This is a genomic window from Caballeronia sordidicola (genome assembly GCF_000729995.1).
In the GTDB taxonomy this organism is placed as follows: Bacteria; Pseudomonadota; Gammaproteobacteria; order Burkholderiales; family Burkholderiaceae; genus Caballeronia; species Caballeronia sordidicola_A.
Genome location: NZ_JNFG01000045.1, coordinates 1 through 18,375, shown reverse-complemented (window position 1 = coordinate 18,375; position 18,375 = coordinate 1). Strand labels below are relative to the sequence as shown.

Sequence of the window (18,375 nt, the reverse complement as noted above, 5' to 3'; positions counted from 1 at the left end):
ATTTTACAAAGCACCCGCGATGATCGGTGAAGTCGATATCTACGGTGTGTATTTGCCCGCCGCGCTGGTACTGATGCTGGTTGCGTACCTGTTCTGCCTGGTCGTCACGCGGGTCTTCGACCGCGTCGGCCTGTACCGTTTCGTCTGGCATCGCTCCATTTTCGACCTCGCGATCTACGTGATCGTGCTCGGCGTCGTGGTCATTGTTTCGCATCGGCTAATACCTTGAAATCATCGTGAAAAAAGCCTGGTTCTCCGTTGGACAGATCCTCTTTACGCTCGTCGTCGTGGCGATCGCCGCGTTTGTGTTGTGGCGGCTGGTCGACTACTACATGTACGCGCCCTGGACCCGCGACGGCCATGTGCGCGCCGACGTCGTGCAAGTGGCGCCGGACGTGGGCGGGCTGATTGTGAAGGTGAACGTGATCGACAGCCAGCCGGTGAGCGCCGGCCAGGTGCTGTTTGTCATCGATCAGGCGCGCTACGAACTCGCGCTGCGCCAGGCGCAGGCAACAGCACTGCAGCGCCACGCAACGCTCGATCAGGCGCGTCGCGAGGACGCTCGCAACCGCACGCTCGGCGATCTTGTCGCGCGTGAAGTGACCGAGGAAAGCCAATCGCGCGTGCAGACGGCGGAAGCGGCGCTGGCCGATGCGAATGTCGCTATCGATACTGCCAAGCTCAATTTGCAGCGCACGACGGTGGTGAGTCCCGTCGATGGTTATCTCAACGATCGCGCACCGCGTACGGGCGAATATGTGAGCTCGGGACGCTCGGTGCTGTCGGTGGTCGACCTGCACTCGTTTCGCGTCGATGGTTATTTCGAAGAGACCAAGCTGCACGGGATCGATATCGGGCAACCGGTGGACATCAAAATAATGGGCGAGGCGAAGATGCTGCACGGGCACGTGCAGAGCATCGTGGCGGGGATCGAGGATCGCGACCGGGTGCAGGGATCGAATCTGCTGCCGAACGTGAATCCGGCGTTCAGCTGGGTGCGGCTGGCGCAGCGGATTCCGGTGCGCATCGCGCTGGATGAGGTGCCCGCAGACTTTCGCATGATCGCGGGGCGCACGGCGACGGTGTCGGTGCGTGATCTCGCGCCGCTCGGCAAATCGAACACGGCGGCGAGTGCAGACGGCGCGAGCGGCGGCGTCGCTGCGTCAGGTGCTTCCGCGGTGGCTCCCGTGAGCGCTGTGGGAGTCTCGCCGGTTAGCGGCGTGGGCAGCGGCACTGCGACCGCCTCCGCGCCGGGTGCAAGTCAATGAAGAAGTCGATGAAGATGCCGCGCGCTCTCGTCCTGACGCCGTTCGTGCTCGCGCTAGCCGCGTGCTTTACGGTCGGTCCCGACTACTCGGTGCCGAAAGACGCCGTCGTCAATGCGCCGTTCACCAACGCCCCGCTCGATGGCGCGTCGGGTCAGCTGACCATATCGGCCGGCGCGGTGCCCACGCACTGGTGGCGTCTTTACGACGACCCCGTCCTCGACGATCTGGTCCAGCAAGCCATGGCGTCGAACACGGACTTGCGCGTGGCCGCGGCCAATCTCGGCCGCTCGCGCGCCGCGCTCGGCGTGGCGCAGGCGCAAGGCGGTTTTTCAGGCGGTACATCGGCTGCGTTCAAGCGCGCGCAGGAATCGGCGGAGCAGTACCTGCTGACGGAAAAGATCCCCGTCGCGAATGAAGGCGATATCGGCATCAACATTTCCTATGAACTCGATCTGTTCGGCACGCTTCGCCGGGGCGTGGAGGCCGCACGCGCCGATAGCGACGCGACGCAGGCCGCGGCCGATCTCGCCCGCATTACGGTAGTAGCGGATGTGGTGCGTGCCTACGTGCAGAATTGCTCAGCAGCGGAAGAGCTCGGCATTGCGCAGCGCTCGCTCGACTTGCAGCGCGAGCGTGTATCCGTATCGCGGCGCTTGCAGCAGGCGGGTCGAGGAAATGTGCCCGATGTCACCAGCGGCCAGACGCAAGTTGAATCGCTCTCGGCGACTATTCCGGCCTTCACGGCACGCCGTCGGATCGCGCAATACCAGCTCGCCACGCTGCTGGCGCGTGCGCCCGCCGACCTGCCCAAGGGCGTGTTTGCCTGCCACAAGACGCCGGTGATCGCACAGCCGCTGCCCGTCGGCGACGGCGCCGCGCTGCTGCGCCGGCGCCCCGACGTACGCGAGGCGGAACGCAAGCTCGCTGGATCGACAGCGAGGATCGGCGTGGCCACGGGTGCGCTGTTTCCAACGGTGAGCATCGGGGCATCGGCGGGGTTGACGGGGATTCTCGAGGATCTCGGCACACAACCGACCGCACGATGGGGCTTCGGTCCGCTGATCAGTTGGAGCTTCCCGGTGAACGGTCAGCGCGGACGGGTTCAGGAAGCGCAATACGGCGCGGATGCCGCGCTTGCCCAGTTCGATGGCGTCGTGCTGAAGGCGCTGCGAGAAACCCAGTCCAGCCTCGCCACGTATGCCGCCGATTACACTCGCGCGGATGCATTGACGGCCGCGCAGAAATCAGCGGCCCAATCCGCCGATCAGACTCATCGTCTCTATGTCGCCGGACGGGAGTCGTTTATCGCCGATCTGGATGCCACGCGGACGTTGACATCGACGAATGGGCAGTTGGCTGCGGCGAGAAGCCAGGTCGCGCTCGATCAGGTCAACTTGTTCCTCGCGCTGGGCGGCGGATGGGAAATGGACCCGAACCAGGCAGCGGCCAAGGCAGCCGCTGCGCCGGTGGGAGCAAGTGCGGGCGCTCCGAGTCAGTAAAGCGGTTGGACGGGTTGATTGCTTCTGTGAGTCGATAATTATGTCGTCATCCTATCTACCGGATCACGCTGCGCCTGTCTGGGTCGGCGCACGAATCACTCTTTTGTAATTCGAGCGTCCCCTCACAGTCCGCTACGACGCATCCCTCAGCAAGAACGCGTAAGCTAGGCCCAAGCCGCCTCTGGAGCCACTTCCCCCGGCGCAATACAGGTTGTTTCGAAGAACTTCCAGCGCGCATGCCCATACTGGGGGAACATGCACCATGTACTTCGATACCCCCGGCCTATGAAAACGTTCCATTGCAATCATTGCAATCAGCTGGTGTTCTTCGAGAATTTTCGCTGCGAACGCTGCGAATCGCTGCTTGGTTTTATCCCGGAGATCGCTGAAATCAGCGCTTTCGAAGACGCCGGCGACGGTCTCTGGCGCAGCCGGCACCCTGAGCACCGGGACACGCTGTACAAACGCTGTCACAACTACGAAGTCGAAAAAGTCTGCAACTGGATGGTGCCTGCCGATTCCACCGACCCGCTGTGCCACGCCTGCCGCCTGACGCACACCATTCCCAACCTGGGCGTGGCGAACCGCCGGTACTACTGGTTCAAGCTGGAAGCGGCCAAACGCCGGCTGCTCTACACGCTCGGCGCGCTGGGACTGCGCGTGGAATCGCGCCAGGACAACCCGAAAACGGGGCTGCAGTTCAAATTCCTGGAAGATAAACGCGGCAAGCGAGTGCTGACCGGTCACGACAGAGGCCTGATCACCATGAACATCGCGGAAGCCGATGACGCGCAGCGCGAACGCGTCCGACTTTCGATGGGCGAGCCCTACCGGACTTTGCTGGGCCATTTCCGGCACGAGATTGGCCACTACTATTTCGATCGACTGGTCGCCAATACGCGGTGGATCACGGGCTTTCGTAAGCTATTCGGCGACGAGCGGGCGAGTTATCGCGAAGCGCTGGCGAAGCATTACAAGGAAGGAGCACCGCCGCACTGGGGCAAATCGTTTGTCAGCGCCTACGCGACCATGCATCCGTGGGAAGACTGGGCGGAAACCTGGGCGCACTACCTGCACATCGTGGATACCGTCGATACCGCCAAGGCCTGCGGCGTCGCGCTGATGCCGGGGAACTCGCTGGATCCTACGCTTTCGGTCGAGGTGCCACCCGGTGAAGCAACCTTCAATCATCTGATGAAACAGTGGTTTCCGCTCACCTACGCGTTAAACAGCCTGAATCGCAGTCTCGGCATGCCGGACGCCTACCCGTTCGCGCTCGCGCCGCCCGTCGTCGAAAAACTGCGCTTCGTGGATCGGGTAATCGCAGCGTCGGGGCAGGCCCAGCAATCGCCAGACGTAGCCGTTGCGGCGGTTATCAAACCGTCAGCGGCCCCCAAGGTTTAAGCCGCCGACCCCGGTGCGCTTTTCAATGCAGCGGCGTTCGTCGCATCGGGATGAGCCGCACCCGCGCCGTGCAGCGAGACCTTCGACGTCTCCGGCAACATCAATCCACCGATCAATCCCATCACCGCGATCACGACCAGATACAAGGCAGGCGACATGTTGTTGCCCGTCGTCGTGATCAGCCACGTGGCAACGAGGGGCGCCGTGCCGCCAAACACCGTATAGGCCAGGTTGTAGGTGATGGCGGAAGCCGTATAGCGCGTGCGCGTCGGGAACACCTCGGATAACAGCGGCGCGGTGACCACGTTCGCCAATACCGCGCCAATCGCCAGCATGCCCACGCCGATTACCGACGGCAGAAAGTGTCCCGACCCCGCCAGCGAGAACGATGGATAGACCATGACGATCAGGATGACGCACGCCGTCAACACGGTCTTCCGGCGGCCCGCCCAGTCTGAATAGAGACCCGCCAGCGGACACAGCGCCGCCGCGAAAAACAACGCAATCACCGTGATCAGCAGCGACGTTGCGCGATTCAACCCGCCCGCCACTTGCAGGTAAGTCGCGAAATAGGTGGTGAACATGTAGAACGATAATGCTGTCACCGAGATGAACGCCCCCAGTTTGAGAATGCCCGCTGCCTGCGTGCGCAGCGTGTCGCGCAACGGTGCATGCGCCACATTGTGCTCGCCCTCGAGCGCGCGAAAAGCCGGGGTTTCGCTGAGATTCATCCGCAGGTAAAGACCGATCAGGCCGATGGGCGCAGCGGCCAGGAACGGTACCCGCCAGCCCCAGGTGCTCATGGCATCGGCGGAAAGCGAAGCGTCGAGCGCGTAAGCCACGATCGCAGCCACGGCGAAGGACGAGAACGTCGATACCGGCACGAAGCTGCCGTAACGCGCACGCTTTTCCTGCGGCGCATGCTCCATCACGTAGGCGCATGCGCCTGCATATTCGCCGCCCGCGGAGAACCCCTGCACGCAGCGGATGACCGTCAGCAGGAACGGCGCGAACGCGCCGATCGCAGCATATGTCGGCAACAAACCGATCAAGGTGGTCGCCCCGGCCATCATCAGGATCGTCAATGCAAGCGTGCGCTTGCGGCCGATGCGGTCACCAATCACGCCGAACACAATGCCGCCCAGTGGCCGGAATGCGAACGCCACGGCGAAAACGGCAAAGGTCTTGAGCAGCCCGACTGCCGGATCGCCGCTTGGGAAAAACTCCCGCGTGAGGATGGTCGCGAGAAAACCATACGCGGCAAAGTCGAACCATTCGACGAAGTTGCCGATCGATGCCGCGAAGATCACCTTGCGCAGCGTTTGCAGATCGACTTCAGGGGGCGATGCTTCCAACGTTCTCGACATTCGATGACTCCCGGGAAAGGAACGGTGATGCAGGATGGTTTTTTTTAGCGAGCCGGCATACCGGAAACGCGCTGGATGGGTTCCTTCGAGTAGATGCGACCATAAACCCCGCTCCTAGAACGATCGCGTCATGGTGATAGGACCGAAGCGACATTGGTGCCACCGGCTATGCGTGCCGCCGACGCCAGCACAGCGGTCCTAACGAACAGGAGCACTGCCTGCCATTTGCAAAATCGGCTGACCGGTGGCGAAGGCGCGGATCGAGCGAAACCATCGGTGATTGTTTCGCATGAGTTGCCGCTTGAGAAAGTGCCCGAAGATTTCGCGGACTTCGATGCGCGTGACGACGGCTGGACCCAAGGTGGTGCTCAAGCCGGCGGCTTGAGTTCGTCGTACGCATGCATGTTGGTCAAGGACGAAGCGCCGGGAAACCGGCGCTTGTTTTGCTGCGTGCCGCCTGAAAAAAATCACTTCTTGCCGTGTGTGCCGGCATATTTGAACGTCCCTTGCGCGCTCGCAATCAGGAGCTTGTCGTCGACCCACGCTTCGCCACGAGAGAAAAAGATACTGCGCCCCTGCCGCTCGATAAACCCCTTCGCTGTCACGCTTTGGCCCAACCCCGTGTCGAGATAATTGACCGTCAGCGAAAGCGTGAAACCGTGAATGGCCGGTTCGGCTTCTTCTGCGTAGAGACCTGCGTAACCGCATGCGGCATCGAGTAAGGTCGCTACCGCGCCGCCTTGCAACACGCCCTGCCGATTCAGGTTACGCGCTTGAATCGGCATGCGAAACTCGGCATAACCGCGTGTCCACGCAACCAGGCGTGCATCGAGGAATTCGAGAAACGGATTGTCGAGAACGAAATCAGACATCGGAAAAAGCTCCAGCCTTGGAAGTGGGGTTTATGCAAGACTGTGCCATGACGAAGTGTTTTGCGTGCGAAGGCACTTGCATGAGCCTTCCGCAAGCCTTTCCAATTTGGAAACGGTCGTGGAAAATCCACCGATTTTCAAGGCCCCGACGCGGGTCCATCATGTCCCTATAACGCGTCATCATCCGACATGAGGAGCCCCATGAAACGCCTGTATATCCAGGAAGTCGCGACCCGCGACGGCTTTCAGAACGAAAAGCAATTCGTCGATACCGACGCGAAGATCGCCTTGGTCAACGCCCTGAGCGCCTGCGGATTCGCGAAGATCGAAGTGACGTCGTTCACATCGCCGAAAGCCATTCCCGCGCTGCGCGACGCTGAAGCCGTAATGCATGGCATCGCGCGGCGCGAAGGCGTGGTCTACACCGTGCTAGTGCCGAACGTGCGCGGGGCGGAACGCGCTTTGTCGTGCGGTGTCGATGAAGTCAACCTCGTGATGTCGGTTAGCGAGACCCACAACCGCGCGAACCTGCGCATGAGCCGCGAGCAGTCGTTCGCGCAATTGCGTGAAGTGATCGGCGTGGTGAAGGCAACGCCGGTAGCGATCAACGTGTCGCTGTCCACATCGATGGGTTGCCCCATGGAGGGCGACGTCGCCGTGGAAGAAGTGCTGCGCTGGACCGAGCGTTTCGCCGGACTCGGCGTGCACGGCGTGACCCTCTGCGACACCACCGGCATGGCGTTCCCCTCACAGGTGAAAGCACTTTGCGAACGCGTGCGTGAGGCATTCCCCGCGCTCGAACTCACGCTGCACTTCCACAACACGCGCGGTATGGCGCTAGCCAACACGCTGGCGGCGCTGGATGCAGGCATCGATCGTTTCGATGCATCGCTTGGCGGCATTGGTGGGTGTCCTTACGCGCCCGGCGCAAGCGGCAACGTATGTACGGAGGAACTGGTCCATATGCTGCAACTGGACGGCTACGACACCGCCGTCGATCTCACCTCGGTACTCAATGCAGCAGCGTTGTTACCGGGCCTGATAGGTCACGACGTACCGAGCCAGATCCTCAAGGCCGGCCGCCGGCTCGACCTGCACGACGCGCCGCCGATGGACGCAAGCGGCGCCCCCGCACAACACGCATTTGCCAATTAGGGAGCCTGACATGGCCATCATCGATCACCTGGATCACCTCGTCCTGACTTGCGTCGATGAAGCCGCGACGCGCCATTTCTACACCGAAGTCCTGCAGATGAAGCTCGAAACCTTCGGTGCGGGAAGGACTGCGTTCAAGTTCGGCAACCAGAAAATCAACCTGCATGTGCGCGGCAAGGAGTTCGAGCCGAAGGCGCATGTGCCGGTGCCGGGCGCGCTGGACCTGTGCTTCATCGCAGCCGTGCCGCTGGACGATGTGATCGCGCGCCTCGAGCAATTCGAGTGGCCGATTATCGAAGGGCCAGTCGAGCGTACCGGCGCCACGCAGAAGATTCGTTCAGTTTATGTCCGCGATCCCGATCTGAACCTGATCGAGATTTCCGAGTTGATTTAAGGGCTCGGCAGGGCTTGTCATGCAATCGCTCTCCTCGCGTCCGAATACGCCCCTATTAGCGACAACGAACGACAACGAATAGCAACGAACAGCGCCCGATGCATTCACGCGTTTGCGGTAAGCCCCGCACCCACGCGCCCCTCACTCGGGCAACCGTATCCCCGACAAACGCTCACACGCCTCGATCATCCGATCCTGCAAATCCGCATCGCGGGCGGCCGCGCTCGCCTGCCGCCGTTTCATATGGAAGAAATATTCGCCCGTCACTCTTGCGGCAGGGTCATCGCTGACGGCGAGCCAGGCCTGTGTCTGCGGCGCGGCCTTCAGGTCATCGGGCGCAGCCGAGCCGCCCATTTTGGTCGGCACCCAACCGGGATGCACGGCATTGGACAACACGCCGGGCCAGCGGCGCGCCATGCCGAACGCGAGGAGGACGTCGTGCAATTTTGAATCGGAATAGGCGCTTGAGCCTTGCCAGGACCGCTGCTGCCAAAGCAGATCGTCGAGACGGGTATCACCGCCTTCATGCATGCCCGAGCTGAGATAGACCAGGCGTTGGGGTTTATCGATCAATGCGGTCAGGATGTAGGGCGCGAGCGTGTTGATGGCGAAGACGTGCGGCAAGCCATCAACGGTCTCAATGCGCCGCGGCTCGCGATACCCCACGGCTGCGTTATGGATCGCGGCATCGAAGTGTCCTAGCCGGTTCACCTGAAGCGCCACGTGGGTAGTCTCTTCGATACTCGACAAATCGCCGGACACGGCAGCCTCTGCGCCCGGTACGGCTTGCATGGCTTGATGCGCGCGCTCTTCATGGCGGGCATGCAGGACCACCCGATGCCCTTGCGCCACCAACAAACGGGCGGCCATTTGACCGAGCCCATCGGCGGACCCTGTAATGAAAATGCGTGACATAGCGGTACCTTTTAAAGATCAGACGAATAACGCAGTAGGGCTATCTATCTGGCAACGATGAAAGCCAAGCGTAGCGTGAGAGCTTGCCGTTAGCGAGCGCGCGCCAGTCATCAAGCCGATGACGTGCTGTCATGAACGGTAAACATCTGGAATACTTCGTAAAAAACGATGTTTGCTTCAGGCGAATGGTCAGCTAAAGTAATCGATCACGCCCTTTTTCGAGTGAGCGAATCATGGACGTCCCCGAGCATGTGGTTGACATGGCCGCGCCCAAACCGTCGCGGCTCTTTTCCTCGTCCGCGCGCGATGCTGGCTTAAGTCTCGTCCGCAATCTCTCGGTACCGAAGCCGTTTCCCGACGCCGCCTTCGAAGCCCAGTTCCTCGAAGACCATTGCCGTCGTTTCTGCGCGTTTCGCCGTGCATCGGCGCTTCTCGCGCTGACTGTGTGGATCTGCTTCCTCTGGTACGACTTCAGTTTCGGCCGTGAAAGCGCGGTGCTTGCCCCCGTCTTCATGCAGATCATGGTGCTGCGGCTGGCCGGCATCGTGTTGCTGGGATTCGTCGGCAGCCTGACCTTGAGGGCGTCGTTCGCGACGCATGCCACGTCGCAGCGCGTGATTCTGACCGGCGTCTACGGCTGTAACGTGCTGCTGGTTCTGATGGTGGCCCTGGCGCCAGGACCGTACAACTACACGTGGTATTTCGTCGGGCTCTACCTTGTATTTTTCTTCCAGTCCGGCTTCTTCTACCTGATGTCGGGGGTGGCGCTGACAGCCGCCGCGATCACGTTTTCATCGGTGATCGTGATGCAGTTCACCATCAGGATTCTCTCGCCCGAAGACTTCTACATGGGCATGTTCTATCTCTTCAACGTGGTCGTGATCGGCCATGGTGTGTGCGTGCATGCGGAACGGGTGTCGCGTGAACGCTTCGCCGCAGAGCGTGCACTCGGTGTGCTCAATAACGAGCTCTCCACCGCAAACGTTCAACTGGAACGAAAGAACCTGGACCTGCTTGCTTCGGAGAAAGAACAGGACACCAAGACCAACGCATTGCTCGCACTCAAGGAGCAGCAGATGCTGGCCGCGGAAACTGCAAGCAAGGAGAAGTCGAATTTCCTCGCCGCCGCCACGCACGATTTGCGGCAACCCATGCACGCGCTCAATCTCTTCCTGCAAGCTGCCGCCGAAGCGCTGCATCACGATGATGTAACCGAAGCCGCCCGGCTGATCGATGAATCCGGCCGTTCATCGGTGATCCTTGCGCGCTTCCTGAACGCAGTGCTCGATCTGTCCCGGCTCGAGTCGGGCCGCGTCGTGCCCCGCTATCACGTGTTCGATCTCAAGATCGCCGTGCTTGAAGCGGCCGAGCAGTTGCGCCCGCTCGCGACCATGCACGGCGTCGAGTTGCGCCTGCGCATGCCTCAGGCGCCCGTGTACGTACGCAGCGACGCGCATTGGCTGGGGCGGGCGATTGTGAACCTGGTGTCGAACGGCATTCGTTACGCCGATGCCAGCAAGAAAGCCGAGCCCGTGGTTATTGTGGGCGTGGTGCGTTCGGCCACGCGAACGCGTATTGATGTGGTGGACAACGGCATTGGCATTGCATCGGAACATTGGGATTCGATCTTCCAGCCGTTCTTCCAGGTGGGTAACGCCGAGCAGGACAACGACCGGGGACTGGGCCTCGGGCTGTCGATCGTGAACGCCGTGGTGTCCATCCTGGAGGAACATCGGATCGAATTGAAATCCACGGAAGGACGCGGTTCGCGCTTCTCGCTCGAAATGCCCATTTGCGGTTCGCCGCTCGGCGAAGCCGCGCCGCGCACGCGCGGTGATGAGGCCGCCGATTTACAGACGGTGCCGCTAGACGGGCTCTATGTGCTGCTGGTGGAAGACGACAGCCTCGTGCGGGCATCGACGGAAGCGTTGCTCGTGCAATGGGGCATGCTGTTCGACTCCGCGAGCAGCTTCGAGGAGTTTGAGGAGACGCTGAATACCATCGAACGTTATCCGGATCTCATCATCACGGATTTCCGTTTGCGCGATTCGAAAACAGCACGCGATGTGGCCATGCTCAGTGCCGCGAGAATCGGGCGGCGCTGCCCATGCCTGGTCGTCACCGGCGAGCCGGCTGCGACCATCGTGCCGCTCGCATGCGATCACGACGTGCTGAGCAAGCCGGTTAGCCCATTTGAATTGCGGCGGCAGATTGCGTCGCTGATATCGGGGCGCCAGGAGGGCGAGACAGCGAGGGCTTGCTGAGGGGAGATGAAATCGACCGCCCGGAGCGCGGGCGGTCGTTGACGTGTCGGCAAGTATCGCCGGCAAAAGGGAACTTCAGAAGACTTCAGCGCCAACCGCCAGGCCGAAGCCGATCTCGGCATGCAAGTTGTCCTGGGTAATGCCAGCCAACAGGTGATTGAGCTCGTACTCGGCGAAACGCGCAGGCATCGTGGCAATGCATCCAGCTTCCCCATTTGCAACAAGCGGTGTTTCCGGTTTTTTTATCACTACACGCATGTGGAATCCCGGCATTGCCCTCGTCCTGCCACGGCGGCAAGACCTTGGCGGTATTGTAGAGGCACAAATACCGGCAAAGCCCTGTCCACACTTGTTTTTATAAATCTCTCAGGTCCAGCTAACGCTACCGTGACGCGGCTGCCGTCGCCGTGTTGCCCATCGGCATCTCGATTCCGCGCCGCGCCATTTCCACGATCAGGAACGTGCGCCGCGTCACGTGAAACCGGGCGAGGAGATCGCTTGAATACTCCTTGGCGGTGTTCTCGCTGATATTCATTTTTCTCGCGATCGCCTTGTTCGACAAACCCTGCAACAAATAGCGCAGCGTCTCCGTCAGCCGCGGCGGCAGGTTCAGCGACTCCACCGTCACCCCGGAATGGGTGGAGACCGGCTTGGGGCTGTGGCCGCCCTTTCCCAGCACGCTATTGGGCAAATACACCCGGCCGCTCAAAATCGTCTTGAGGGCCTCGCGGAACACGCCCGGCCCTTGCTCACTCGCCTTCGAAATAAAGCCGCATGCGCCGCTCCTGATGCATTCCAGCACCGTATCGCGGTCGTCTTGTGCGGACAGCATGATGGTCTGTACCTCGCGCTCCTGCTCCCCGATCCAGTTCAGCAGATCGAGTCCCGTGGAATTACCCCGTAATTGATAGTCGAGGAAAACGAGATCGTACGAGCGCTCGGACAGCTTCTCCGTGGCCTGTTCGAAGCCGTCAGCCTCATCGATATCGAGCAACGGTTCGTTGGCCAGGATCAGGCTTTTCATGGCGCTTCTCGTAAGCCCCTCATCCTCGACCAGCAACACCGTTTTGAAATTACCGTTTTCCATTGCCATTCCCATAAATCACAACCAGATGGTAACGGCATGTCGGGGCGTCGCCACCCCCCCTTTCGCAGGGATACGAAGGGGGGTCTGCGACCCCCCCGAAAAGTTTGCGTGCGTCCCCTCATCGACCGGGTTTTGCGGCAAACGTTTAATCGCGACACTCACTCATCGATTCCGCAGCACTCCCAACGCCGGACCCGCAGTTGCCGTCCATGGAGCTCATTCGGTTCCAGTAACGGCTCCGGCGCCCCGCCCACACCATAAGACCAGGAGGAGGCACTATGAGCAATCGTTCAGGCACGGATGACGAGAGACACTTTGCACTATGGAGCAAGAAACAGGCACGCATGCCGATCGGCTCACCGCGGGTACTGATCGCCCATCAGGACAAACTGATCGGGGAATCGCTGGCCGCGCTGCTGCGGCTGACCGGGCTGCAGGTCATGCATACCCAGAGCCTGAAATCGGCGCGTTCGCTGCTGCAGAACTGGAAACCTCAGGCATTGATACTGGATACGCGGCTCGACAGCGAATCCGGTTATGCCTTCATTAGCGCCCTGCGCCCCGATGCCGACATCACCGGCCGCCTGCTGGTCGCAATCAGCAACGTCTGGCCGGCCGATCCGGTAGAAACCCTGAAAGATGCAGGCTTTGACGCCCACTGCCGGCGGCCCTGCGCCACCTGGCGCCTGGCAGAGATGCTGGCCACCTACTTCTCGATACCCAAGCGGTGCCATTATTGAAACCGGGCCGAATTTAAGCTGAACCTGCGCCGATGCCGACGTCGACGCCAGTTACACCGGTAGCGCTGTTGAGGCAGATCAAGCAAACGCAGTGACGATCAACACCGCGCCGCCGACCACCACGTCTTCTATCAGCGCCGCCGGCAGATCGCGGCCCTCATTTGCAAGCCAGCGAATCGATACAAAGAATACAGCGCGACGAGACCAATCTAAAAATAGTCATCTGGATAACGAATCATAATTTGATCGGCAGCGTCATACGGATTTAAAGACTTAACGCGATCAGCCTATAAAACCACATGCGCCACCCGCTGAAAGCGGCGCGACCGCAGTCGCGCCACCTCATCCGCCTGCCAGACAGTAACAATGCGTCAGAACGTGCTCCAGCCCTCTTCGCCGGCGCTCGCCGTTTTCAGCGGTGCAATCAGCACGGCGGGCGAGCGTTTAATAGCTCGTTTGGCAACCGGCGAGGCCGCCGCACGAACCGTCGGCTTATGCGTTGGCTTATGCGTCGGCTTAGCCGCTGGACGGGATGCAACCGTCGTGGCCTCCATCTGGAAGAACGCCACGGCCTCTGTCAACTGCCGGCCCTGATCCTGCAGTGACTGCGATGCCGCCGCCGCTTCTTCCACCAGCGCCGCGTTCTGCTGCGTGACTTCGTCCATCTGTGTGATGGCATGGTTCACCTGTTCTATGCCGCGGCCCTGTTCAATCGATGCCGCCGCAATCTCCTCCATGATGTCAGTCACGCGCGCGACCGCCTGCGTCACCTCCGACATCGTCTCGCCAGCCTGGCTGGCAAGCGCCGAACCGGTCTGGACCTGCAGCACCGAGTTCGCAATCAGGTCCTTGATCTCCTTGGCCGCATTCGACGACCGTTGCGCGAGACTGCGCACTTCGCTCGCGACCACCGCGAAGCCACGGCCCTGTTCCCCGGCCCGCGCCGCTTCAACCGCCGCGTTCAACGCCAGGATATTGGTCTGAAACGCAATCCCTTCGATAATCCCCGTGATCTCCGCAATCTTCGCCGAGCTCTCGCTGATACCGTGCATGGTATCGACCACCTGCCCGACCACCTTGTTGCCACGCTGGGCAACATCCGAAGCGCTTGTCGCCAGCGCGCTGGCCTGCTGCGCGTTTTCGGTGTTCTGCTTGACCGTCGATGTCAGCTCTTCCATGCTCGCCGCCGTTTCCTCCAGCGACGCAGCCTGTTCCTCCGTGCGCTGGCTGAGATCGGTGTTCCCCGTCGCAATCTCCGACGACGCACTCGCGATGCTGCCGCTGCTCTCACGCACGCGGCTCACCGTTTCGATCAGCCGCGCGTTCATGTCGGCGAGCGCGCCGAGCAACTGCCCGGTCTCATCGTTCTGAGTGACCACGATGCAACTGCGAAGATCGCCGCGAGCCACCGTGCTCGCGACATCGACGGCACGCCGGATCGGCAGTGTGATCGAGCGCGTGATGAACACGCCCGCGGCCAATGCCGCCGCGATCGCGGCCACGCAAATGGCGATCAGCAGGTTGCGCTGCAGTTGGTACTGATCTTCGGCGTCGCGCACCAACTGTTCCTGGCGGCCGCGCGTGAAGTCGGCGTAGGCGTCCGTCGCTTTCACGAGCGCGGCCAGCAGCGGCCGGCATTCATCATCCATCTTGACGATGGCCTCGTCGTGCTTGCCCGCCAGCGCGAGCGCCACGATGTTGTTGGCGACCGGCCCATACAGCGTCTCCACACGATCGATTTCGGCCACCAGACTGCGGGCGGTGTCGCTGCTGCCGGGTCCGTTTGCGACCATGGTTTTCAACAGTTTCAGCCTCGACTGCACGTCGTCCGACGCCCGCGTGACATCGGCCTTCTCTATTTCCAGGTCCACCGGTTTCGTCACCAGCACAAGATTGCGAGCCGCAATGGCACGGCGGTCCACTGCCGTGCGAACCTGTGCTGCCATGTCGGCCCGCGCGCCAGGACCATGGACATAGTTCGAAAAACCATCGGTGGAACTGCTCAGCGCGTGCAGCGACATCGCTGACACACCGAGCACGATAACTGAGAGCACGCCAAATCCAGCAACGAGTTTGCTCTTGATGCTCATGTGTTTGAGATTCACGTGGTGACTCCTGCCCGAACGGGCTCTTGACGGCTGAATAGCCGCTGCCGTCCTTGGCCCCCCAAGGTACCGGCAGCGGGTTGAGTGCAGCGCGGGCACATCGATTTTCGTGTGTCCGCGCGCCGTGCCTGTCGCAAAGTGTTCGTTGACGGCGAGGCTCTCACCCCTCGAACGCGCTAACTTCTTTTGCTAATGCTCCGTCACACATTTGTCGACTCAGGCAGAGGGTTTATCGACCGCACCGGGGGATTGCTTAAGGGTAAAGATGCAAAGTTTCTACAAGTATTTTTGGATTCGTTTTGTAGGCCAATGCAGGACAAGCGCAACGGCGTCCCCGTGGAGCAAACGCTTATTCGGTGGGCTTGAAACAAAAACGGCGCACTCGATGGTGCGCCGACGGACACATGCGCTTGTTGCGCGTGCCAGGAGACTATAAGAGCAAGCCGACTAGATCGAACTTGAGAAAACGGATGTCTGGGCCATGCTTTTTAACAGCAAGCCGTTGGCTGGCCATTTCGATGGATCGCAAAATGACCCGCTGCGGACGATCAGCCGCGGGTATCCACCCATTGACGTGCCCACTTGCGCGAATGGCCGAGTGCTTGCGCCTCGTTCTTGAAATAATCGAGAACGTGGAACTGGTAGCGGTTGCCCTTCTCGGTGCCGCTGTGGCGCTCGAGCAATAGGTTCGACGCGAAGGATCCATCAGGCAGACGATGCGCGGAAGGAACGACTTTATAGCCGTTGTACAAATAAATATTAGAGTTATGCATAAGTGATACACACGAACAAACGCGGGTCCGACAAACATTGATTGTCAGGACGCGTTGATAACAGGCACCAGGCCTTAAAAATTCGCAGAGGAAACAGCAGAAAAACAGCGGAAAGCAGCCGAAATCACAAGCGCCTTAACGAACAATTCGAACAATTAGCGTTCGTATTGCTTCGCGACGTGTGGCAGCGAAGTTGCAGGAGATTGCAGAGGGACTAAAGCAGACTAACTAAAGCGGACTAAAGTGGAAGTGCAAACAGATGCAAGCAGAGGCAGACAGGTGCAATGCTGGTGGTGGCGGCGTCGTTCACTAAAGGCAACTGCCGCAACCGGGAACCGAAGCTCCGCGAAAACATTTACTGCTCGCGTAAATCGGCTCGTGCCAATTTACGCGATAAATCGACTACACCACTAATTACAGCGGGGTAATGTTCGAAGCTTGCAGACCCTTCGGGCCTTGCTTGGTTTCGAAGCTAACCTTTTGGTTTTCGGCGAGCGTCTTGAAGCCGTCGCTACGAATTTCCGAAAAGTGGGCGAAGAGGTCGTCGCCGCCTGCGTCAGGCGTAATAAAGCCGAAGCCCTTGCTGTCGTTGAACCACTTGACGATACCGGTATCCATGATAAATCCTTGAAAATATAAAAATGATGCAACCCCGTATTGAGGCGAGAGAAGCTTCAAGGAAGTGAGAGGACAACAAATACCGCGGAGATAACGAGGCAGAATGATGAACAGCAATCGAGCTTCTTGAATACTTCGACGCTCAGATTACGTGGCGCGGGGTAACGTGTCAAGCTATTTCGGACCGCGCCTAGTCACACAATGAAACGATCATAGACGAATTGCCATGATTGCCGCCGCTTCGCGAGCCCGGCAAGTGCTGTTTGGCACCCTGTCTGGTCACCCTGTCGTCACTCAGGCACGGCGATATCACCGTCCACCAGGCTTGCGCCATAGTGCTCTGCGTAATCGCGTGCTCCTTGTGCGTCGGGGAAAAGCGGCATATCCGCACAGCCGACAAACGGATAGATCACGCGTTTGTCGCTCAGCCGCGTCACACGCAGCGTGGGCATGGTGCCGCCCGTTGCGCGCCTTGACGAGGCCGCCACGTTGTAATTGGCCCATCCGGCCGGCTTGTCGGCCGTCCGGTTATCGAGCGAAGAGCCCATGGGCGGATGATCGAGCGAATAACTCATAGATCGGCAATCGATTCGCCGGCGACGTTGCCGTCGATCAGCCGTTCTGCATAACGCGTGGACGCCAGCCGCGCTTCACCCGAGCCGCTGAATGGGCCGGTGCCCGGCACGCGATACACGCGGCTGGTGGTCGTGCTGTCGTCAACGCCGCGGCGAGAGATCTTCACGGCGGCGTCGAAACCCGAGTCGTAATGGCGGGAGCCGTCTGCACCGCGCGGCTTGTGCGGATAGATCAGCGGATAAATTTCGAGGCCGCGATAGCTTCTTACAGTGTCGTTCATGATTTTCTTCAATTTCAGTTATTGCGCGACGCCCCGAGATCTTGTCACGCGTGGCTACTGCGTATTATGTATTGCGTACTTCGAGCGTTGCCGCTCATGTGGCGTTGTCAGCGCCGCCTGGCTGCAAAGGCGCGGACGGTGCAGCCGCCGATGGCTGAAACCGCCGCACCGAGCGGGAAAAGCGCCCGCTTCGCGCGTTGTAGAGTGCACCTGCCTGAACCTTGCCGTCGATGATATCTCGACCATATTGCATGGCCAGCTCGATAGCGTCGTCGGCATTGGCCGGCTCGGCGCCCTTGATCGCTGGCGAATAGCGCTTGGACGTTGCGCTGTCGGTCGGTACTGTATCTATCTGAACAATCGCAGAAAACCGCTTGGGACCTTTTGCAAACGGATCGCCATGCGGCGGGAAAATCTGCTGCGAATAAGCGCGCAATGCATAGCCGCGATATTCGATGGTATGGATGGTCATAACGCACTCGCTGGACACACTGCGCTGACCGTCGTGGAAATTTGCTGAAGACCGATATGCAAACTGACGGTCATTAGCATCGGAACGATTAAGAATGCGCCGAATCGTGGCGTGAGGCAAGGCAAATCGGAGTTTGCCCGGCATTTGGCGGATAACGCAAGGGCTTGACCAGTGGCGGTGCCATGATGGTTTTTAAAGCATTGGATGAAGTGAGCCGGTCGCATTTTCCTGCGTTTGCATACCTTCCGCCACAGACGGTATTTTTGGCCGGATCCAAATTGGGATGACCGGCTAAGGGTGTTTTACTGCGTAAAAAACCGAACGGAAGCAAGGCTTTCAGGCGAAAGCCTACCCAATTGCCCTACCGGGCCAATCGACTGAATAAAGCGTTCAGGAATACTCGTCGCGGGCATTTCGACTTATTTATATTGGCCCATTGCAACAAACCCTGTCTATATTTAGTCGGCCTTGCAGAAGTGCGTAAGGCCCCGTCTGGCTTGGCGATGCAGTTTGTTGGAGGGCAATAGAACTCCCAGAACGAATATCGATCTGATAAAGATTCTGGGAGTTTTGGAGTGGTCGCCAA

At 60.1% G+C, this 18,375-nt stretch carries 19 protein-coding genes; 8 read left to right on the top strand and 11 right to left on the bottom strand.

The window, feature by feature from the left end:
- The first annotated feature begins 19 nt into the window (after positions 1-19).
- The 4 genes from FH08_RS0130630 to FH08_RS0130615 all read left to right on the top strand — a co-directional run bounded on the left by FH08_RS0130630 (position 20) and on the right by FH08_RS0130615 (position 4,171).
- Positions 20-229 (top strand): DUF1656 domain-containing protein, encoded by a 210-nt coding sequence (locus FH08_RS0130630; protein ID WP_031362015.1) that lies wholly within the window; start codon positions 20-22, stop codon positions 227-229.
- Between the two features lie 7 nt (positions 230-236).
- Positions 237-1,268: an efflux RND transporter periplasmic adaptor subunit gene (locus FH08_RS0130625; protein ID WP_031362014.1), complete on the top strand. Its 1,032-nt coding sequence runs from the start codon at positions 237-239 to the stop codon at positions 1,266-1,268.
- Positions 1,265-2,767: an efflux transporter outer membrane subunit gene (locus FH08_RS0130620; protein WP_031362013.1), complete on the top strand. Its 1,503-nt coding sequence runs from the start codon at positions 1,265-1,267 to the stop codon at positions 2,765-2,767. Before FH08_RS0130625 ends, FH08_RS0130620 begins: the two co-directional genes overlap by 4 nt.
- 285 nt (positions 2,768-3,052) lie before the next feature.
- A complete protein-coding gene (locus tag FH08_RS0130615; protein WP_063771245.1) occupies positions 3,053-4,171 on the top strand; it encodes a zinc-binding metallopeptidase family protein in 1,119 nt (372 codons plus the stop codon).
- Here the strand turns inward: FH08_RS0130615 and FH08_RS0130610 are convergent.
- Together FH08_RS0130610 and FH08_RS0130600 are read right to left on the bottom strand one after the other, a co-directional pair.
- Positions 4,168-5,538, bottom strand: a complete 1,371-nt coding sequence (locus FH08_RS0130610) for an MFS transporter (RefSeq protein ID WP_031362011.1) — start codon at positions 5,536-5,538, stop codon at positions 4,168-4,170. The genes FH08_RS0130615 and FH08_RS0130610 overlap by 4 nt on opposite strands.
- A 467-nt stretch (positions 5,539-6,005) precedes the next feature.
- Positions 6,006-6,410, bottom strand: a complete 405-nt coding sequence (locus FH08_RS0130600; RefSeq protein ID WP_031362010.1) for a PaaI family thioesterase — start codon at positions 6,408-6,410, stop codon at positions 6,006-6,008.
- Positions 6,411-6,599: 189 nt separating this feature from the next.
- Here FH08_RS0130600 and FH08_RS0130595 point away from each other — a divergent pair, with 189 nt between their 5' ends.
- Complete coding sequence (locus FH08_RS0130595) at positions 6,600-7,565, top strand: hydroxymethylglutaryl-CoA lyase (RefSeq protein WP_031362009.1); 966 nt, start codon at positions 6,600-6,602, stop codon at positions 7,563-7,565.
- Positions 7,566-7,575: 10 nt separating this feature from the next.
- A complete protein-coding gene (locus tag FH08_RS0130590; protein WP_031362008.1) occupies positions 7,576-7,959 on the top strand; it encodes a VOC family protein in 384 nt (127 codons plus the stop codon).
- 141 nt (positions 7,960-8,100) lie between these two features.
- On the opposite strand, the gene FH08_RS0130585 is transcribed toward FH08_RS0130590, so the two are convergent.
- The gene (locus FH08_RS0130585) at positions 8,101-8,874 is read right to left on the bottom strand and encodes an SDR family NAD(P)-dependent oxidoreductase (RefSeq protein WP_031362007.1); all 774 of its coding nucleotides are present in this window, start codon (positions 8,872-8,874) and stop codon (positions 8,101-8,103) included.
- 233 nt (positions 8,875-9,107) lie between these two features.
- Here FH08_RS0130585 and FH08_RS0130580 point away from each other — a divergent pair, with 233 nt between their 5' ends.
- Positions 9,108-11,138 (top strand): hybrid sensor histidine kinase/response regulator, encoded by a 2,031-nt coding sequence (locus FH08_RS0130580; protein WP_031362006.1) that lies wholly within the window; start codon positions 9,108-9,110, stop codon positions 11,136-11,138.
- A 75-nt stretch (positions 11,139-11,213) separates the two neighbouring features.
- Here FH08_RS0130580 and FH08_RS53020 read toward each other — a convergent pair whose 3' ends face one another.
- Both FH08_RS53020 and FH08_RS0130570 read right to left on the bottom strand, forming a co-directional pair.
- Positions 11,214-11,411, bottom strand: coding sequence for a hypothetical protein (locus FH08_RS53020; protein ID WP_031362005.1), 198 nt, complete (start codon positions 11,409-11,411; stop codon positions 11,214-11,216).
- A 109-nt stretch (positions 11,412-11,520) separates the two neighbouring features.
- Complete coding sequence (locus FH08_RS0130570) at positions 11,521-12,225, bottom strand: response regulator (protein ID WP_031362004.1); 705 nt, start codon at positions 12,223-12,225, stop codon at positions 11,521-11,523.
- Positions 12,226-12,503: 278 nt separating this feature from the next.
- Here FH08_RS0130570 and FH08_RS0130565 point away from each other — a divergent pair, with 278 nt between their 5' ends.
- Positions 12,504-12,965, top strand: a complete 462-nt coding sequence (locus tag FH08_RS0130565) for a response regulator (RefSeq protein ID WP_031362003.1) — start codon at positions 12,504-12,506, stop codon at positions 12,963-12,965.
- A 371-nt stretch (positions 12,966-13,336) separates the two neighbouring features.
- Here FH08_RS0130565 and FH08_RS0130560 read toward each other — a convergent pair whose 3' ends face one another.
- From FH08_RS0130560 to FH08_RS0130535, 6 genes are all read right to left on the bottom strand, one after another.
- The gene (locus FH08_RS0130560) at positions 13,337-15,055 is read right to left on the bottom strand and encodes a methyl-accepting chemotaxis protein (RefSeq protein WP_081889628.1); all 1,719 of its coding nucleotides are present in this window, start codon (positions 15,053-15,055) and stop codon (positions 13,337-13,339) included.
- A 563-nt stretch (positions 15,056-15,618) separates the two neighbouring features.
- Complete coding sequence (locus tag FH08_RS0130555) at positions 15,619-15,843, bottom strand: hypothetical protein (RefSeq protein WP_031362001.1); 225 nt, start codon at positions 15,841-15,843, stop codon at positions 15,619-15,621.
- A gap of 414 nt (positions 15,844-16,257) precedes the next feature.
- Positions 16,258-16,461 carry a cold-shock protein gene (locus tag FH08_RS0130550; RefSeq protein ID WP_031362000.1) on the bottom strand — a complete coding sequence of 68 codons (204 nt, stop codon included), beginning with the start codon at positions 16,459-16,461 and terminating at the stop codon, positions 16,258-16,260.
- A 290-nt stretch (positions 16,462-16,751) separates the two neighbouring features.
- The gene (locus FH08_RS0130545; protein WP_031361999.1) at positions 16,752-17,036 is read right to left on the bottom strand and encodes a DUF6723 family protein; all 285 of its coding nucleotides are present in this window, start codon (positions 17,034-17,036) and stop codon (positions 16,752-16,754) included.
- Positions 17,033-17,317 carry a hypothetical protein gene (locus FH08_RS0130540; RefSeq protein ID WP_031361998.1) on the bottom strand — a complete coding sequence of 95 codons (285 nt, stop codon included), beginning with the start codon at positions 17,315-17,317 and terminating at the stop codon, positions 17,033-17,035. Before FH08_RS0130540 ends, FH08_RS0130545 begins: the two co-directional genes overlap by 4 nt.
- Positions 17,318-17,411: 94 nt before the next feature.
- Positions 17,412-17,789, bottom strand: a complete 378-nt coding sequence (locus FH08_RS0130535) for a hypothetical protein (RefSeq protein ID WP_063771244.1) — start codon at positions 17,787-17,789, stop codon at positions 17,412-17,414.
- Positions 17,790-18,375: the final 586 nt, after the last annotated feature.

Coding starts and splice junctions, on each gene's coding strand:
- FH08_RS0130630 (WP_031362015.1), top strand. CDS start 20: ATGATCGGTGAAGTCGATATCTACGGTGTGTATTTGCCCGCCGCGCTG.
- FH08_RS0130620 (WP_031362013.1), top strand. CDS start 1,265: ATGAAGAAGTCGATGAAGATGCCGCGCGCTCTCGTCCTGACGCCGTTC.
- FH08_RS0130615 (WP_063771245.1), top strand. CDS start 3,053: ATGAAAACGTTCCATTGCAATCATTGCAATCAGCTGGTGTTCTTCGAG.
- FH08_RS0130610 (WP_031362011.1), bottom strand. CDS start 5,538: ATGTCGAGAACGTTGGAAGCATCGCCCCCTGAAGTCGATCTGCAAACG.
- FH08_RS0130600 (WP_031362010.1), bottom strand. CDS start 6,410: ATGTCTGATTTCGTTCTCGACAATCCGTTTCTCGAATTCCTCGATGCA.
- FH08_RS0130595 (WP_031362009.1), top strand. CDS start 6,600: ATGAGGAGCCCCATGAAACGCCTGTATATCCAGGAAGTCGCGACCCGC.
- FH08_RS0130590 (WP_031362008.1), top strand. CDS start 7,576: ATGGCCATCATCGATCACCTGGATCACCTCGTCCTGACTTGCGTCGAT.
- FH08_RS0130585 (WP_031362007.1), bottom strand. CDS start 8,874: ATGTCACGCATTTTCATTACAGGGTCCGCCGATGGGCTCGGTCAAATG.
- FH08_RS0130580 (WP_031362006.1), top strand. CDS start 9,108: ATGGACGTCCCCGAGCATGTGGTTGACATGGCCGCGCCCAAACCGTCG.
- FH08_RS53020 (WP_031362005.1), bottom strand. CDS start 11,411: ATGCCGGGATTCCACATGCGTGTAGTGATAAAAAAACCGGAAACACCG.
- FH08_RS0130570 (WP_031362004.1), bottom strand. CDS start 12,225: ATGGAAAACGGTAATTTCAAAACGGTGTTGCTGGTCGAGGATGAGGGG.
- FH08_RS0130565 (WP_031362003.1), top strand. CDS start 12,504: ATGAGCAATCGTTCAGGCACGGATGACGAGAGACACTTTGCACTATGG.
- FH08_RS0130560 (WP_081889628.1), bottom strand. CDS start 15,055: ATGAGCATCAAGAGCAAACTCGTTGCTGGATTTGGCGTGCTCTCAGTT.
- FH08_RS0130555 (WP_031362001.1), bottom strand. CDS start 15,843: ATGCATAACTCTAATATTTATTTGTACAACGGCTATAAAGTCGTTCCT.
- FH08_RS0130550 (WP_031362000.1), bottom strand. CDS start 16,461: ATGGATACCGGTATCGTCAAGTGGTTCAACGACAGCAAGGGCTTCGGC.
- FH08_RS0130545 (WP_031361999.1), bottom strand. CDS start 17,036: ATGAGTTATTCGCTCGATCATCCGCCCATGGGCTCTTCGCTCGATAAC.
- FH08_RS0130540 (WP_031361998.1), bottom strand. CDS start 17,317: ATGAACGACACTGTAAGAAGCTATCGCGGCCTCGAAATTTATCCGCTG.
- FH08_RS0130535 (WP_063771244.1), bottom strand. CDS start 17,789: ATGACCATCCATACCATCGAATATCGCGGCTATGCATTGCGCGCTTAT.